Origin of the sequence: Chryseobacterium cucumeris (assembly GCF_016775705.1) — a bacterium.
GTDB classification, from domain to species: domain Bacteria; phylum Bacteroidota; class Bacteroidia; order Flavobacteriales; family Weeksellaceae; genus Chryseobacterium; species Chryseobacterium cupriresistens.
The window spans coordinates 1,609,283-1,626,343 of sequence record NZ_CP068760.1 but is presented as its reverse complement, the minus strand read 5'-3'; the positions used below and the strand labels follow the sequence as shown (position 1 = coordinate 1,626,343).

The following is a 17,061-nucleotide window of genomic DNA, read 5'->3' as shown; positions in this document are numbered from 1 at the left end:
TTGCGCAGATAAGTAAAACTTCTTAATTTTTATTAACGGTGGATTTGAATAAGGATTGATTTCAGATTACTAAACCGTTTAACCTGTTTGTCTCCATATCTCCTTACCTAAATACCGGTTTTAGGTAGAATACTGGAATCATTTCTATTCAGTTTGCAATTGGAAATTCTTTTTCTCTCTTTTTTCTGGTTCCCGCGAAGTTAAGTTCGGGGCTTGTGAAAATTTGAGTTGTTGTTAAATATGGTTATTAGTTTTGTATAAAAATACATATAATATTAAATATAAATCAATATTTTATTAAAAATTAACAAAAAATTACATATCATAAATAAGATTATAAACCATATAATTATAATACATTGTGTGGTAGGAGAAAAGAAAAAACCTTATCATAAATTTTTATTACGATCATTCTGAAAAAAGACCAAATAACTGTTTGGCTTGCTTGAAATTTCCGCCAGGAACACAAAAAAAATCTCACAAAAGTGAGATTTTAATAAGAGTATGCTGAATTTTCTATCATTCTAAATTGTTAATTTTCTGGAATACTTTTTCCAAAATTAAACAGGTTGGTCTATCAGATTTTAAACATAAATCCCCGCGAGATTTTTTTATTGTATTTTTTTTCATCGAACCGGTAAAGAAAAGACCCTTTTCTGGATGAAGTCATATCCTTTTTATTCGTATTCACAAGGATATCCATACTGTTGATCTTGCTGGTAAAATTCCGCTTGTCAAATTTTTCATTAAAAATAGCTTCATAAAGATTCTGAAGATCTTTCATTGTGAACTTTTCAGGAAGAAGCTCAAATCCTATAGGTCCTGTGGAAGCTCTTCTTCTTAATCTTGCTACAGCATCCTTTACCATTTCGTTATGATCGAAAATAAGGTCAGGAGCTTTCTGCAGTTCCACCCATTTTGCACTGTACTGCTCATTGATCTGGATGTTTTTCTCAATATTGATCAGTGCATAATAGGAGATAGACATGATTCTGGCTGTCGGCTCACGGTTAATTTCCGTATAACATTTCAGCTGTTCAAGATAAATATTTTCAAGACCGGTCAATGTACACAGAACTCTGTTGGCCGCCTCATCAGAGGTTTCCTCACTGCCAACGAAGCCACCCATCAACGACCATTCGCCCATTTGAGGTTCAAAATTTCTTTTTACCAAAAGTATTTTAAGATTTTCGCCGTCAAAACCGAAAATGATACAGTCAACGGCAACAAGGTGTTTGGGATATTGGGAGTAATCCTCAGTCATCTTTTATATTTTACTACAAAGGTAAAGCTTTTATGAATATGATATTATATAAATGTGATTCATACACTTTTTAATCTGAATGATTTATTTCATTAAAATTATTCCTAAAGGATATTTTGGGAGGTAAAACCGTTATCAAAACCGGAAAATATCACAGAAATCAGGTTAATAATACATGAATTGAATGTTAAAATTGTGTTAAAATTAAAAATAAGATTGATAATAGTCAAGAAAAGGGACTTAACGTTAAAAATACGATAAGGTATTTGCTATATCTTTGAAATTTTTGCCAAAACATGTTCTGAATTCATTTTCATAGGGAATCATATGGTTTTAAGATTTTGTTTTTCTGTGAATTAATTATCTTATTTTTTATGATAAGGTAGTGTGTTTTTTGTTGTTTTCAGGGCTTTATTGAAAGTTTTAAATGAAAAAATTAGTCAAACAGACTCAGGAAATGTTTCGTATATAGATTCTTTCTGTTATTTTAGAAATGTTGAATTAACATTTATCCATGACCCCAAAACTTTCGGTTATTTTATTGTGTTTTGCTTCATTTGCCTCAGCGCAGATGAATAAGAAAATTCATTATTTCCCTTTGGAAACTGTAAAGTTATCAGAGAGTGTTTTCAATAAAGCTATGATGGCAGACCGTCAATATCTCATGGCAATGGAACCTGACAGGCTGCTGGCTCCTTATCTTAAAGAAGCCGGGTTGAAACCCAGGGCAGATAATTATCCCAATTGGGAAAATACAGGACTGGACGGTCACATAGGAGGACATTATATTTCCGCATTATCCCTGATGTATGCTTCTACAGGAGATACTGCGATACAACAGAGAATTGATTATATGATCAATGAACTGGAACGGTGCCAGAAAACCTCTCCGGCCGGATACATTTCAGGGATTCCTAACGGGAAAAGAATCTGGAAAGAAATAAAACAGGGAAATATTCGCACTTCAGGCTTCGGTTTGAACGACCGCTGGGTACCTTTATATAATATTCACAAACTTTACTCAGGGCTGCGCGATGCGTATTGGTATGCCAAAAATGAAAAAGCAAAGGCAATGCTTGTAAAGCTTACAGATTGGATGATGAATGAAGTGTCGGATCTTTCTGATGAACAGATACAGGATATGCTGCGCAGTGAACATGGAGGGCTCAACGAAGTTTTTGCAGATGTTTACGATATCACTCATGATAAAAAGTATCTGAAACTGGCTCACCGTTTTTCCCATCAGGCTATTCTTACACCGCTTTTATCAGGAGAAGATAAACTTACAGGACTGCATGCCAATACACAGATTCCAAAAGTAATCGGCTATAAACGTATTGCCGATCTTGAGAATAATACGTCCTGGAGTAATGCCGCTGATTTTTTCTGGCATAACGTTACAGAGAAAAGATCTTCAGTTATTGGCGGAAACAGTGTTAGTGAGCACTTTAACCCTGTCAATGATTTCAGCAGCATGATCAAAAGTATTGAAGGTCCCGAAACCTGCAATACCTATAATATGCTGAAGCTGACCAAAGAGCTTTATGCAACGCAGCCCGAATCGTATTATATAGATTATTACGAAAAAGCTTTATACAATCATATTCTTTCCACAGAAAATCATGATCAGGGAGGCTTTGTGTACTTTACGCCAATGCGTCCCGGACATTACCGTGTGTATTCGCAGCCTCAGACCAGCTTCTGGTGCTGTGTAGGATCCGGAATGGAAAACCATGCCAAATATGGAGAAATGATTTATGCCCGGTCGGATAAGGATTTATATGTGAACTTATTTATCCCTTCCACATTGACATGGAAACAGCAAAAAGTAGTGCTCCGCCAGGTCAATAACTTCCCGGAAGTTCCTGAAACAACATTGATCTTTGATGCTGCAGGAAAATCAGAATTTGATGTAAAACTTAGATGTCCCGAATGGACTACACCTTCGGAAGTAAAAATTCTGATCAACGGAAAACAGGAAAAAGTACAGCGAGGTTCTGACGGTTATTTTACGCTGACTAAAAAATGGAAAAAAGGTGATGTCGTGAAAATGATTTTACCTATGCATCTTTCCGCAGAACAGCTGCCTGACCGCTCCAGTTATTATGCATTTAAATACGGCCCTGTGGTGCTTGCCGCAAAATACGGGACCGAAAACCAACAGGGACTTCTTGCGGACGATAGCAGAGGAGGCCATATTGCTCATGGTCCGCAGATTCCTTTAAACGAAATTCCTGTTATCCTCGGAAATTCTTCAGAAGTTGTCAGTCATGCTGAGCCTTCGAACAATAAACCGCTCAACTTTACCGTTACAGGTCTTTATCCGTCTGAAAAATTCGGGAAAGGGCTCAGTCTTGTGCCGTTTTACAGTATTCAGGCAGAAAGATATATTTTATACTGGCCTCAGGCTGATAAAAACGGAATAGAAAATATTTTGAAGCAAAGGGCAAAAGAAGAAGCAGAAACCAGAAAGCTGGATATGATCACCGCAGATAAGATCCAATTGGGCGAACAGCAGCCGGAATCAGACCATTTTATAGAAAGCAAAGACTCTGGTACAGGATATATGGAAGACCGCCATTTCCGTGATGCCAAAGGCTGGTTCAGTTACCGGATTAAAAATACCGGAAAAAATGCTTCATACCTTTACCTGCTGTACTTTGATGCGAATACCAGCCGTACGCTGAATATTGAGATCAACGATAAAAAAATCATTACCCAAAATCTGGAAGGAAAGTCCGGAAGTTTACCTCAATATCTGATTGTTCCGATTCCGGATTCAGAAAAGAATAAAGAAAATCTTAGTGTAAAATTCCTTGCAGATGAAAAACTCATGACCGCTAAAGTCATTGAAGTCCGTTTACTGACAGAAAATTACGAAAAGAAATAAAGCTGAACCAACATTAAAAACAGATTTTTTCCATGAAGAACAGAACTCTATATTTATTATTTTTTCTTGCAGCTATTTGCAGTTTTCATGCAAAGGTAAGGCTTCCCGCATTGGTTTCAGACGGAATGATCCTTCAGAGAAATCAGGATCTTAAAATCTGGGGATATGCAGATGCAGGAGAAAAAATTACAATTAAGTTTATCAATAAAACCTATAATGCCACAGCAGACCAAAGGGGAAACTGGTCTCTTATGATTCCAAAGCTTAATGCCGGAGGTCCATATACCATGATGATTAATGAGATCACCCTTAAAGATATTCTTATTGGTGATGTATGGGTAGCCTCAGGACAATCCAATATGGAACTTCCGATGCGCAGGCTGACACCTTTGTATGAAAATGAAATTAAAAACGCCAATAATCAGAATATAAGATTCTTCACGGTTCCGCAGAAATATAATTTTAAAGCTCCGCAAAATGATCTTGACGGAGGGAAGTGGGAAAGTACCAATCCTCAGACTATTCTTGATTTTTCAGGCGTTGCTTATTTTTTTGCGAAAGAACTGAATGACAAAAACAAAGTTCCTGTAGGAATCATTCATACCAGTCTGGGAGGTTCTCCGGTTCAGGCCTGGATGGATGAAAAATCACTGAAAAAATACCCGGAATACCTGGCTGAAGCAGAAAAATGGAAAAACGATGATCTGATACAATCTACAGAATCCCAGGAAAGATCATTAAGCAAAGCCTGGTATGCAGAGCTGGATCAGAGTGATATTGGTTTCAACCAACACTGGGAAAAAGATAACGGGAATGATTCCGGGTGGAAAACCATGATGGTACCGGGATCATGGGAAGATCAGGAAGCTCCGTTTGACGGTTCGGTATGGTTCCGTAAAGAAATTATTCTGCCCAAAGGAGTGGATCAGAAAACAGCATTTCTCAATCTGGGAAGGATAAAAGATGCTGATATTACTTACATTAATGGGATCAAAGTAGGAAATGTAACCTATGAATATCCGCCGAGATGGTATGACATTCCGAAAGGTGTTTTAAAAGAAGGAAAGAACATCATCACGGTAAGAGTCATCAACGGCAGCGGAAAAGGACAGTTTATCGCTGATAAGCCATATTATCTGGAAATCGACGGTCAAAAAACAGACCTTAAAGGCGAGTGGAAATATAAAATAGGTACAAAAATGGAAAAAATGGCTCCCGGACAGACATTTATCCGCTGGAAACCGGTAGGGCTTTACAATGCCATGATTAATCCGCTGATCAATTATAAAATCAAAGGATTTATCTGGTATCAGGGTGAAAGTAATACCGGGAAACCAAAAGAATACGGAGATTTGCTTTCAACAATGATTTTAGATTGGCGTTCAAAATGGAACAAGACTGATTTGCCGTTCTTCATTGTACAGCTGGCTAATTTTATGGAGAAAAAGGATGAACCGATTGAAAGCAACTGGGCTGAGCTGAGAGAACAGCAGAGACAGGTTTCTCTGAATGTTCCTTATTCAGGACTTGCGGTAACGATTGATGTGGGAGAATGGAACGATATTCATCCGCTCAATAAAAAAACAGTGGGTGACAGGCTGGCTTTACAGGCCCTGAAAGTAGGGGAAGGCAAAAAAATCATAGCTGACGGACCTGTTTATCAGTCGATGAAAACAGAAGGCAATACCATTATTTTATCCTTTAAAACCGGAACAGATGATCTGGTACAGGGAAGCCTTACAGGTTTTGCCATACAGCAGAAAGACGGCCGTTATCAATGGGCAAAAGCAGAAGCAAAAGGTAATAAAGTCGTTGTCTGGAATGATCAGGTCACCAGTCCTGTCAATGTACGTTACGACTGGGCAGACAACCCAGACGGCAATCTTAAAAATAAAAGCGGGCTTCCGGCTTCACCTTTTACAACAGAAAAAAATTAATTTAACATAGAAACCTTATTAGAATCAATGGATCATCAACCACAAAAAATATCGGTAATAGAAAAAGTAGGGTATAGCCTGGGAGATCTGGCAGCCAACCTTGTTTTTCAGACCTTAGTCACCTACCTGACCTATTTTTATACAGATATTTACGGACTCAAAGCAGAAGATGCTTCTGTCATTACCCTTACTGTAGGTTTAATTGCCGGGTTTGGCTTTAATCCGCTTATCGGAGCACTGGCAGACCGTACAAGCTCACGATGGGGGAAATTCCGTCCATGGATTTTATTTACCGCTGTACCGCTTGGTATTGCAGCACTTTTGGCCTTCAGCACGCCTCACTTTTCCTACCAGGGTAAAATGATCTATGCTGCGGTTACCTATTCATTATTATTGTTATTATATGCTTCCAATAACTTACCATATGCTGCTCTGAGCGGTGTGATTACAGGGGATATGGGAGAAAGAAACAGTATTTCTTCGTACCGTTTTGTAGCGGTGATGTTTGCCCAGTTCTTTGTACAGGTATTTATGTTGCCAATCATTCTATATGTAGGACACGGAGATAAAGCACAGGGGATCGAGACCGTTATGACATGGCTGGCGGTGATCGGATCCGTCATGTTACTGATTACCTTTTTTACCACCAAAGAAAGAATCATTCCCAAACCGGAGCAGAAATCAAGTCTGAAAGAGGATTTAAAAGATTTATTCCAGAACAGACCCTGGATTATTATGCTTACTGTGACTGCATTTATATTTATCACACTGGCTATGAAAGGTGGATCTTATGTATATTATTTTAACAACTATGTAGATGAAAATGCTCTCAAAAGTTTTATCTCACCCATTACAGCATTCTTTAATTCTGCAGGAATGAATTTCTTTGGGGAAGATCCCAAGTCTGCTGGGTTCGGACTATTTAATGCAGGAGGAATTGTGATGATGATCGTCGGCATTACCTTCTCTAAAAAACTGGCAGACAGATTTGGAAAAAGAGATACTTTTATCGCTTCATTATTCATTTCTACATTGTTTATCCTGTTCTTTATATTTTATCCTCCGAAAGCAGTTGGAATTATGTTCCTGTCACAGATTTTACACGGATTCTTTTATGGAATCAGCACGCCGCTTTTGTGGGCGATGATTGCCGATGTGGCCGATTATTCGGAATGGAAGAACAACCGCAGGGCAACGGCTATTATTTTCTCTGCCATGATGGTAGGACTGAAAGTAGGTCTAAGCATCGGAAGCTCTCTGGTAGCTTTGATCATTGGAAAATACGGATACATTTCAGTACACGGGACCGAACAGGTGATTCAGCCTGAAACAGTGGCAGCAGGAGCGAAGATGCTCGTGAGTATATTCCCGTCCATTCCGTTCTTCATTGCCTGCGGACTGCTTTTATTTTACAAAATCAACAAAAAAATGGAAGTTCAGATTGAAAAAGATCTGGCTGAAAGAAGAAAATAAAAAAATTACTATGAAACGTATTTTAATTGGTTTGGCGGCTCTTACCGCTTCCGGGCTGTCGGCGCAGAAATCCGATGGTACTTTAAAAAAAGCATTTCAGGACAAATTCTATATCGGAACTGCCATGAGCCTTCCCCAGATTGACGGCGCAGATCAGAAAGCTGCAGCGATTATCAAAAAACAATTCAGCTCTGTTGTTGCTGAAAACTGTATGAAATCGATGTTCCTGCAGCCTCAGGAAGGAAAGTTCTTCTTTGATGATGCCGATAAATTTGTTGATTTCGGAATAAAAAACAATATGTTCATCATTGGGCATACGTTAATCTGGCATTCCCAGCTTCCAAAATGGTTTTTTACAGATAAAAATGCAAAGGATGTTTCTCCTGAAGTATTGAAACAGCGCATGAAAAACCACATTACAACCGTAGTTTCCCGTTACAAAGGGAAAGTAAAAGGATGGGATGTGGTGAATGAAGCCATTCTTGAAGACGGAACCTACAGGAAAAGTAAGTTTTACGAAATCCTGGGTGAAGATTTTATTCCTTTGGCATTTCAGTATGCACAGGAAGCTGATCCCAATGCAGAATTATATTACAACGATTATAATGAATGGTATCCTGAAAAGGTAAAAACAGTCATTGCAATGGTTGAGAAACTTAAATCAAGAGGAATCCGTATTGATGGAGTAGGAATGCAGGCCCATGTCGGGATGGATAACCCTTCCATAGATGAATACGGGAAAGCAATTCTGGCCTATTCCAATGCAGGAGTTAAAGTCAATATTACAGAACTTGAAATCAGTGCACTGCCTTCTCCATGGGGAAGCTCTGCCAATGTTTCGGACACTGTTGCCTATCAGAAAGAAATGAATCCCTACACCAAAGGACTTCCCAAAGAAGTAGAAATGAAATGGGAAAAACGTTACCTTGATTTCTTTGGCTTGTTCTTGCAACATAAAGATAAAATAAGAAGGGTGACCTTATGGGGAGTTACCGATAAGCAGTCCTGGAAAAACGATTTTCCGGTAAAAGGAAGAACAGATTACCCGTTGCTGTTTAACAGGAAAGACCAGGAGAAACCTGTGGTACAAAAAATAATAAAATTGGCAGAGAAAAATTAAAATCAATAGAATTTTTACTTAATGAAAAAATCAAAATATTTATTCCCGGAAGATTATATGGCAGATCCTTCCGTTCATGTTTTTGAAGATAAAATCTATATCTATCCTTCTCACGACCGCGAAAGCGGAATTGAAGAAAACGATAACGGGGATCACTTCGATATGAATGATTACCATGTTTTCTCAATGGATGATGTGGACAGCGGAGAAATTAAAGATCATGGTGTAGTCCTTTCGGTAAAAGATATCCCATGGGCGGGGAGACAGCTTTGGGATTGCGATGTGGCCTTTAAAGACGGCAAATATTATATGTACTTTCCTCTTAAAGATCAGAATGATATCTTCAGAATCGGTGTTGCAGTGAGTGATAAACCTTACGGGCCTTTCATTCCTGAAAAACATCCGATGATGGGAAGTTACAGCATCGATCCCTGCATTTTTGAAGATAAAGGTAAATATTATATGTACTTCGGAGGGATCTGGGGCGGACAATTACAGCGTTACAGAGATAATAAGGCACTTGAATCTGCTATAATTCCAGAAAATGATGAACCCGCAATCCATTCAAAAGTGGCTCTGCTGAGCGATAATATGCTTGAGTTTGCCGAAGCACCTAAAGATGTTATCATCATCGATGAAAACGGAAAACCGCTGCTTCATGGAGATAAGCACCGCTTTTTTGAAGCTTCATGGATGCATCAGTACAATGGCAAATATTATTTTTCTTATTCTACAGGGGACACCCACCTGATTTGCTATGCAACCGGGGATAATCCTTACGGTCCGTTTACTTTTCAGGGTGAAATTCTTACTCCGGTGGTAGGATGGACTACCCATCACAGCATCGTGGAGTTCAAAGGAAAATGGTATCTGTTTTTCCATGATTCTGTACCAAGTGGTGGTAAAACATGGCTGAGAAGTATGAAAGTGATTGAACTGGAATACGATAACGAAGGCAAAATCAAAACGATTGAAGGTCTGGAAGATCAGTCATAGCCATCTTTAATAATTTAAAATTTTTCAATGCGATATCTGAGACTCAACATTCTATTTTTTCTGATATTTCCTTTGCTGGTTTTCGCGGAGGACGGAAGTCAGCTCTGGCTTCGGTTTCCTGCAAAAAACGGAATATCGGCAGATCAAATTATTTCCAAAGGCAGCAGTCCAACCCTGAATATTGCCAGAAAAGAGCTGGGCAGCCACTGGCAGGGACAGACGGTGGAACTTCGTACCGAAAACAAAGAGAAAAACCTGAAAGACGGTTACAGGATTGTTTCCACGCCTGAAAAAATTGTTATTTCTGCGGGTAAAGAAATAGGACTGTTGTATGGAGTCTATCATATTTTAAGATTACAGCAGACAAAAGCCGACCTGTCTCATTTAAATACGATAGAAAAGCCCTCATACGATGTAAGGGTTCTGGATCATTGGGATAATCTGGATGGAAGTATTGAAAGAGGCTATGCCGGAAGATCACTCTGGAAATGGGAAGATTTACCCGGGAAAGTTTCGCCGCGTTATGAAGAATATGCAAGAGCCAATGCTTCTGTAGGAATCAATTCCGTTGTTTTGAATAATGTGAATGCATCGCCCAATATGCTTAGGGAAGATTATCTTAAAAAAGTAAGGGTTTTGGCTGATATTTTCAGACCTTACGGCATCAAGGTATATCTTTCCGTGAATTTTTCTTCACCTAAAGTGCTGGGCGGATTACAAAATTCAGATCCGTTGAATAAAGACGTAAAAAAATGGTGGAAGGATAAAGCGGCTGAAATTTACAAGTTAATTCCCGATTTTGGCGGATTTTTGGTGAAAGCCAATTCCGAAGGGCAGCCGGGCCCTCAGGATTACGGAAGAACCCATGCAGATGGAGCCAATATGATGGCTGATGCCCTGAAACCTTACAACGGGATCGTGATGTGGAGAGCCTTTGTTTACAGTCCAAGCAAAGACGACAGAGCCAAACAGGCTTATCTTGAATTTGTTCCTCTGGATGGTAAATTCAGGGATAATGTAATTATTCAGATCAAAAACGGACCGATTGATTTCCAGCCTCGCGAAGCGTTCAATCCACTCTTCGGAGCTTTAAGAAAAACTTCTGAAATGGTAGAATTTCAGATCACCCAGGAATATCTGGGCTTTTCAAACCATCTCGTTTTCCTGGCTCCATTATTCAAGGAAACTCTGGACAGCGATACTTATTCTGACGGCCAAGGCTCTACGATTGCTAAAATAACAGACGGTACTTTAAGACCCGCAAAATTGACAGCCATTTCAGCCGTTGCCAATATCGGGGAAGATACGAACTGGACGGGACATCATTTTGCTCAGGCCAACTGGTATGCATTCGGGAGATTAGCATGGAACCATCAGGTGACCTCAGAGCAGATTGCAGATGAATGGATTAAAATGACCTTCACAGACGATCAAAACTTTCTGAATCCGGTAAAGGAGATCATGCTTTCTTCCAGAGAAACTGCCGTGGATTATATGATGCCATTAGGATTACACCATATCTTTGCGGGAGGTCATCACTACGGCCCTGAACCATGGGGAGATTATAAAGGCGGAAGACCAGACTGGTCCCCTGTCTATTACCATCAGGCTGATGCTAAAGGGGTAGGTTTTAACAGAACAAAAACAGGAAGCAATGCGGTTTCACAGTATTTTCCACCGCTTAATGAAAGATATGGAAACATCTCAACCTGCCCGGAAAATCTTATCCTGTGGTTTCATCATGTTCCATGGGATTATACAATGAAAGACGGAAAATCTTTGTGGGATGAGCTGTGTTATACCTATGATTCCGGGGTGAAGAAGGTAAGGGACTATCAGAAAGTCTGGAATAGAATGGAACCTTATATTGATAAACAAAGGTTTGCTGATGTTCAGTCAAAGCTTAAAATTCAATCTAAGGATGCGGTGTGGTGGAAAGATGCCTGCCTGCTGTATTTCCAGACTTTTTCCAAAAAACCTATACCTTATGATATAGAACGGCCTGTTCACGAACTGGAAGATCTGAAAAAGATTAAACTGAACATGGGTCATCACAATTAAAATTAAAAAATGAGGCAGCTCTTTTTCTGTTAGGAAATGGAGCTGCCTCAAAACAATAAACTGTAAGTAAAATTTTAATCCAAAATAATTGGAATGATCGATAGATCAATCTATCTGTATATTCCGTTTTATCGGAGAGAAATTATCTTATTAAAAACATTTCCGTTTTCTTCAACCTGGATGATATACTGATCTGCTGTTTTAGGATCAAGATCAAAAGTGATATCCACCTTGCCGTCAGCATATTTTTTATTCGAAGTATAATATGTTGTATTGGAAAGGTCATATACTGAAATGCTTACCGGTCCTTTTACATCAGACATGTGAAGTTTGGCCATATGCCCGGAAATTGTATATTCAGGCTTATGCACAGCGCTTACAGGTGTTTTTTCCACCTCCATTACATTATCAGCATTGATTTTAATCTTGTATTTTTCGATCTTTGCTTCTGATTCTGCTACCAGATAATACGTCCCCGGTGTAAAGCTCTGGAAGTCATAAGTCTTGATCACATGATCTCCATCTGCAAGATTTTCGGAAAATAGTTCGTCATGTGCAGTGTTATAGACAAAAACAGAAACACTTTTAGCATTTGAAAGCTCAAAATTCAAGGTTTTGTCTTGTACGTTTCCAAAGGAAAGGGAAAAATCTCTGTCCTTACTCATTACATTTGCTGAAAACAATAAGGCTCCTGCAAAAAATACGGCTTTTAATAATGTGCTCATGGGTTAAGGCTTTTAGGATTAATACTGCAAAGCTATGGCAGCAATAATTCTCAGGCTATAATTAAATTTTCATATTAATGTACTATATTAACCTTGTTTAATGATATTAGTGTATTATTTGTTAATTTTGCATATGAAATTATTTGTATTTGGCCTATGAAACATGTAAATCCTTCTTTTGAGGCGGTAAGACCTACTATAGGAAGCAGTTTTACCAGCCTTAAATTTCTGACTAATGAGAATATAAAATCTCATGTCTGGCATTACCATCCCGAGGTTGAGCTGATTTTTGTATGCAAAGGCTCCGGGAAAAGACAGATCGGAAGCAGTATCACTTATTTTTCAGAGGGAGATCTTGTACTGATAGGAAGTAACCTTCCACATTGTGGACTGACCAATGAAAGTACACATAATGAGTATGAAATGGTGATTCAGTTTAAGCCTGATTTTTTAGGAGAACCGATCTGGAATATTCCGGAGATGCAAAGGATTTCTGCACTGCTGGAAAAGTCAAAAGCAGGAATCGTATTCGGGGAAGAAGTGAAGAAAACAATCGGGAAAGAGATTACGGAGATGCATGATGCTTCCTCCCTCGACAAGCTGTGCAGATTTCTGAAAATATTGGATGAACTGTCTGTTACCCAGGATTACAGGATTTTAAATGCAGGGAAATATTACCTTCAGACACAGATTGAAGATAATGAAAGAATCAATCTTATATTCAATTACGTTAAAGATCATTTCAAAGAAGCCATAACCCTCGAGGAGATGGCTGATCTTGCCAATATGAAAGTGCCGTCTTTCTGCCGGTATTTTAAAAAAATTACCAATAAAACCTTTACACAGTTTGTCAACGAATACAGAATTACCCATGCTCTTAAGCTTCTGGCAGAACAGCCTTTGAGTATTACGGAAGTCTGCTTTGAATCGGGGTTCAATAACTTCAGCTATTTTAACAGGACTTTTAAAGAGTATATCAGTAAAAGCCCTTCTCAGTACAGAAAAGAATTTAATTATTTTATGGAGTAATTCACAGTCGGGTTTAAAAATAAATTGCTGTGTTGGAATGTATTGAAATTTAAGTGTATATTTAACACTTATAATAATGTTTAAAAGTATAATTTCTCTGTTATAAATTCAGTAGTTTTATACTTAAGATCCCCAGGATCTGTTTGATCAGAAAAGATTGATATGGATGAACAGTTAATCAACCCAACCCTGCAAAAGTTTAGGACCGAATTCAAAGAAGAGCCTGAACATATTTTCCTTTCTCCCGGAAGAATTAATATTATTGGTGAGCATGTAGACTATAGCGACGGCTTTGTATTGCCTGCTGCCATAGACAAATACATCTGTTTTGCTGTCCGCAGACGGCCACAGACCAATTTGTGCAGGATCATAGCCAAGGATCTTGGAGAAGAATATACATTTGATGTTACAAAAGAGGTAAAACCGGTACAGCAGATGTGGATGAACTATATTCTAGGCGTTTTCAGTCAGCTGCAGAAACCCGAAAATCAATTTTGCGGAATGGAAATTGTTTTCAGCAGTACCATCCCGATGGGATCCGGGCTTTCCTCTTCGGCCGCTCTTGAATGCGGTTTTGCCTATATCCTTAATGAACTTTTTGATCTGCGGCTGTCAAAAAAAGAAATCGCGGTGATCGGGCAAAAATCCGAACATACTTTTGCAGGAGTTCAGTGCGGAATTATGGATCAGTTTGCCTCCGTTTTCGGAAAGGAAAATAAGGTCATTATGCTTGATTGCAATTCCCTGGAACATCAATATTTTGATGCTGACCTTAAAGGATACAGCTTATTGCTTTTTGACAGCTGTGTAAAACATAGTCATCTGACATCCGGCTATAATGAAAGGCGTAAAGATGTTGAGCATGGAAAAAAAGTTTTATGGGAAAAATTCCCCGAAGTAGAGAAGTTCCGGGATTTTACCACAACTATGCTTGACAGTGTTAAAGAGAAAATGGGAAGTGTTTCACATAAAAGATGTCTCTACTTACTGAAAGAAATAAAGAGGGTAGAAATGGCGGCAAAAGCTATTTCAGAAGGAAATGTTGAGCATCTGGGAAGACTTCTCACGGAAACTCACGCCGGGCTGTCCACTGAATTTGAAGTCAGCTGCGAAGAACTTGATTTTTTGGTTGAAAACACATTGCAGCAGGGAGGTGTACTGGGAGCAAGAATGATGGGAGGAGGTTTCGGAGGCTGCAGCATCAACCTGATTCAGGAAGATAAAGTTGAGGAAGTAATTCAGGCCATCAGTGAAAAATATTTTGAACACTTTAATATTGAGATGAAAGTTTACCAGGTTAAAATTTCAGACGGGATAAAAGAATACACCAATGAATACATTATTTGACCCTAAAAAACATCCCCACAGAAGATACAATCCTCTTTTGGATGAATGGATACTCGTTTCCCCACAACGGGCAAACAGGCCATGGCAGGGGCAGAGAGAAGAAACAGTAACAGAAAACCGTCCTGAATATGCCCCGGACTGCTATCTCTGCTCAGGAAATATTCGTGCTAATGGAGACCGTAACCCTGAATATAAAGGAACCTATGTCTTTAACAATGATTTTGGAGCATTGCTGAATGAAGAAGTTGATTTTTCTGAACAACAGTCAGGATTTTTTACTCTACTTCCGGAACGAGGAATCAACAGGGTGGTTTGTTTTTCTGAAAACCACAGCCTTACTTTGCCGGAAATGTCTTTGGAACACATCAAAAATGTGGTGGATGTATGGCAGGAGCAGTTCAATGAGCTGGCCGCTCTGGACCATATCAACTATGTTCAGATTTTTGAAAATAAAGGAAGCATCATGGGCTGCAGCAACCCGCATCCGCATGGTCAGATATGGGCGCAGTCGTCCATTCCGGCAATGGTTCAGAAAACCCAGGATCAGCTGAAATCGTATTTTGAAAAGAATAAAAGGACATTGCTGGAAGACTATCTTCGGCAGGAAATCACGGCTGGTGAGCGCATCGTCACAGAAAATGAACACTTTGCCGCATTGGTGCCGTTTTGGGCGTCTTGGCCTTACGAAACAATGATGATCAGCAAACAGAAAAGAGAAAATATTGCGGAATTTTCTGAAGCGGAAAAAGAATCTTTTGCTGCTGTCCTCAAGGATCTGACCACAATATATGATAACCTTTTTGAAACGTCATTTCCTTATTCTGCGGGAATTCATCAATCTCCAACAGACGGAAAAGAGCATCCTGAATGGCATTTTCATATGCACTTTTATCCGCCGTTGCTCAGAAGTGCGGAAATAAAAAAATTTATGGTAGGATATGAAATGCTTGCAGAGCCTCAACGGGACATTACCCCCGAACAAAGTGCCGCAATATTAAGAAACCTTTCCACCATTCATTACAAGAAAAAATAATAAATCAATATCTTTGAAAAGAATAAGCAAATTATGATTCTGCTACGTACAGAATTTCGCTTTTCCCAATAAAATTATGGAACAGATTAAATTAATTGTGACGGACATGGATGGGACGTTTCTTAACTCCAGCCATGAAATGAGCCCTGAGTTTTCAGAAGTTTATAAAGAACTGAAAAAGAGAAACATTGTATTTGTCCCGGCAAGCGGAAGACAGATGCCGGGCATTACCCATTATTTCGGAGAAATAGAAAGTGAGATCGGTTTTATTGCTGAAAACGGAGGATACGTGATCTATAAAGACCAGGAACTTTTCGCTGATACGCTGGAATACAAATATATCGTTGAGATTATTAAAGCGGTCCGTGAAATACCCGGTGCCAAAGCCGTATTATCAGCCAAAAAGATGGCGTATTACGAAACCGAAGATCAGCAGTTTGTGGATTTTTTCTCAAAATATTACACCGAAAACATGAAGAAGGATGATCTGACAGAAAAAATTGATGATACCGCCTTTAAAATAGCAGTTTATCATCCTGAAGGTTCTGAAAAACATCTGTATCCGGCACTGAAAAAATTTGAAGAATTCGGTCTGGAAGTAGTGGTTTCAGGAGCGTATTGGCTGGATGTTATGAATAAAGATATCAATAAAGGAAATGCTTTGAAAATCCTTCAGAAATCGCTGGGCATTTCTCCTGAAAATACGATGGCTTTCGGGGATTATATGAACGATATAGAAATGCTGAAGAATGCCAAATATTCTTACGCGATGCAAAATGCCCATCCCAATGTAAAACAGGTAGCCAATTTTGAAGCATGCACCAACGACAGCTTCGGGGTTCTGAAAACCATTAAAGATTATCTGCATCTGAATTAATGCATCCAAATAACACCAATTAAACTAATAATATGAATACATCAACCGGCAGAAAGCCAGCCAAAACATGCTATGAGCATATCGGCGGAAAATTAGGACAGCTTCTTTTAGAACAATTTGTTGAGAAAGGCTGGATTGCCAAGGAAAATCCTGCAGATCGTAACTATTATATTACTGATAAAGGACAGGAAGAATTTACAAAAATGGGCCTTGATCTGTCACAAATAAAGACGGAATAACGGCTATCATAGCAACTTTCAGCAGATTAAGATATTAATGTTACTTATTAACAAAAAAAATCAGACCTGA

At 38.9% G+C, this 17,061-nt stretch carries 13 protein-coding genes; 11 read left to right on the top strand and 2 right to left on the bottom strand.

Annotation, left to right across the window (positions count from 1 at the left end):
- Nucleotides 1–577: 577 nt before the first annotated feature.
- Nucleotides 578–1,264, bottom strand: a complete 687-nt coding sequence (locus JNG87_RS07275) for an NUDIX hydrolase (RefSeq protein WP_202842881.1) — start codon at nucleotides 1,262–1,264, stop codon at nucleotides 578–580.
- Nucleotides 1,265–1,778: 514 nt separating this feature from the next.
- Here JNG87_RS07275 and JNG87_RS07270 point away from each other — a divergent pair.
- The 6 genes from JNG87_RS07270 to JNG87_RS07245 are packed head-to-tail and all read left to right on the top strand — an operon-like array spanning nucleotide 1,779 to nucleotide 11,741.
- Entirely contained in the window at nucleotides 1,779–4,154 is a 2,376-nt protein-coding gene (locus tag JNG87_RS07270) for a glycoside hydrolase family 127 protein (RefSeq protein WP_202842879.1), read from the top strand.
- A gap of 32 nt (nucleotides 4,155–4,186) precedes the next feature.
- Complete coding sequence (locus JNG87_RS07265) at nucleotides 4,187–6,091, top strand: sialate O-acetylesterase (RefSeq protein WP_202842876.1); 1,905 nt, start codon at nucleotides 4,187–4,189, stop codon at nucleotides 6,089–6,091.
- Nucleotides 6,092–6,118: 27 nt separating this feature from the next.
- Nucleotides 6,119–7,564: an MFS transporter gene (locus JNG87_RS07260; protein WP_202842874.1), complete on the top strand. Its 1,446-nt coding sequence runs from the start codon at nucleotides 6,119–6,121 to the stop codon at nucleotides 7,562–7,564.
- Nucleotides 7,565–7,574: 10 nt separating this feature from the next.
- A complete protein-coding gene (locus JNG87_RS07255) occupies nucleotides 7,575–8,684 on the top strand; it encodes an endo-1,4-beta-xylanase (protein ID WP_202842872.1) in 1,110 nt (369 codons plus the stop codon).
- A gap of 21 nt (nucleotides 8,685–8,705) precedes the next feature.
- Complete coding sequence (locus JNG87_RS07250; RefSeq protein ID WP_202842870.1) at nucleotides 8,706–9,680, top strand: glycoside hydrolase family 43 protein; 975 nt, start codon at nucleotides 8,706–8,708, stop codon at nucleotides 9,678–9,680.
- Between the two features lie 27 nt (nucleotides 9,681–9,707).
- On the top strand, nucleotides 9,708–11,741 hold the full coding sequence (locus JNG87_RS07245) for an alpha-glucuronidase (RefSeq protein WP_202842868.1): 2,034 nt from the start codon (nucleotides 9,708–9,710) through the stop codon (nucleotides 11,739–11,741).
- 128 nt (nucleotides 11,742–11,869) lie between these two features.
- Here the strand turns inward: JNG87_RS07245 and JNG87_RS07240 are convergent, their stop codons facing one another.
- On the bottom strand, nucleotides 11,870–12,466 hold the full coding sequence (locus JNG87_RS07240; RefSeq protein WP_202842866.1) for a hypothetical protein: 597 nt from the start codon (nucleotides 12,464–12,466) through the stop codon (nucleotides 11,870–11,872).
- A 156-nt stretch (nucleotides 12,467–12,622) separates the two neighbouring features.
- On the opposite strand from JNG87_RS07240, the gene JNG87_RS07235 reads away from it, so the two are divergent.
- From JNG87_RS07235 to JNG87_RS07215, 5 genes are all read left to right on the top strand, one after another.
- Nucleotides 12,623–13,495, top strand: coding sequence for an AraC family transcriptional regulator (locus JNG87_RS07235; protein ID WP_202842864.1), 873 nt, complete (start codon nucleotides 12,623–12,625; stop codon nucleotides 13,493–13,495).
- A gap of 162 nt (nucleotides 13,496–13,657) precedes the next feature.
- Nucleotides 13,658–14,842 (top strand): galactokinase, encoded by a 1,185-nt coding sequence (gene galK / locus JNG87_RS07230; RefSeq protein WP_202842862.1) that lies wholly within the window; start codon nucleotides 13,658–13,660, stop codon nucleotides 14,840–14,842.
- The gene (locus tag JNG87_RS07225; protein WP_110009800.1) at nucleotides 14,826–15,875 is read left to right on the top strand and encodes a UDP-glucose--hexose-1-phosphate uridylyltransferase; all 1,050 of its coding nucleotides are present in this window, start codon (nucleotides 14,826–14,828) and stop codon (nucleotides 15,873–15,875) included. The genes galK and JNG87_RS07225 overlap by 17 nt, the downstream gene beginning before the upstream one ends.
- Before the next feature lie 76 nt (nucleotides 15,876–15,951).
- The gene (locus tag JNG87_RS07220; RefSeq protein WP_110009801.1) at nucleotides 15,952–16,752 is read left to right on the top strand and encodes an HAD family hydrolase; all 801 of its coding nucleotides are present in this window, start codon (nucleotides 15,952–15,954) and stop codon (nucleotides 16,750–16,752) included.
- 32 nt (nucleotides 16,753–16,784) lie between these two features.
- Complete coding sequence (locus JNG87_RS07215; protein ID WP_202842860.1) at nucleotides 16,785–16,991, top strand: ArsR family transcriptional regulator; 207 nt, start codon at nucleotides 16,785–16,787, stop codon at nucleotides 16,989–16,991.
- Nucleotides 16,992–17,061: the final 70 nt, after the last annotated feature.

Excerpts from the sequence above, each read along its gene's own strand:
- JNG87_RS07240 (WP_202842866.1), bottom strand. The coding sequence starts at position 12,466 with ATGAGCACATTATTAAAAGCCGTATTTTTTGCAGGAGCCTTATTGTTT.
- JNG87_RS07245 (WP_202842868.1), top strand. The coding sequence starts at position 9,708 with ATGCGATATCTGAGACTCAACATTCTATTTTTTCTGATATTTCCTTTG.
- galK (WP_202842862.1), top strand. The coding sequence starts at position 13,658 with ATGGATGAACAGTTAATCAACCCAACCCTGCAAAAGTTTAGGACCGAA.
- JNG87_RS07220 (WP_110009801.1), top strand. The coding sequence starts at position 15,952 with ATGGAACAGATTAAATTAATTGTGACGGACATGGATGGGACGTTTCTT.
- JNG87_RS07250 (WP_202842870.1), top strand. The coding sequence starts at position 8,706 with ATGAAAAAATCAAAATATTTATTCCCGGAAGATTATATGGCAGATCCT.
- JNG87_RS07225 (WP_110009800.1), top strand. The coding sequence starts at position 14,826 with ATGAATACATTATTTGACCCTAAAAAACATCCCCACAGAAGATACAAT.
- JNG87_RS07255 (WP_202842872.1), top strand. The coding sequence starts at position 7,575 with ATGAAACGTATTTTAATTGGTTTGGCGGCTCTTACCGCTTCCGGGCTG.
- JNG87_RS07275 (WP_202842881.1), bottom strand. The coding sequence starts at position 1,264 with ATGACTGAGGATTACTCCCAATATCCCAAACACCTTGTTGCCGTTGAC.
- JNG87_RS07270 (WP_202842879.1), top strand. The coding sequence starts at position 1,779 with ATGACCCCAAAACTTTCGGTTATTTTATTGTGTTTTGCTTCATTTGCC.
- JNG87_RS07265 (WP_202842876.1), top strand. The coding sequence starts at position 4,187 with ATGAAGAACAGAACTCTATATTTATTATTTTTTCTTGCAGCTATTTGC.
- JNG87_RS07215 (WP_202842860.1), top strand. The coding sequence starts at position 16,785 with ATGAATACATCAACCGGCAGAAAGCCAGCCAAAACATGCTATGAGCAT.
- JNG87_RS07260 (WP_202842874.1), top strand. The coding sequence starts at position 6,119 with ATGGATCATCAACCACAAAAAATATCGGTAATAGAAAAAGTAGGGTAT.
- JNG87_RS07235 (WP_202842864.1), top strand. The coding sequence starts at position 12,623 with ATGAAACATGTAAATCCTTCTTTTGAGGCGGTAAGACCTACTATAGGA.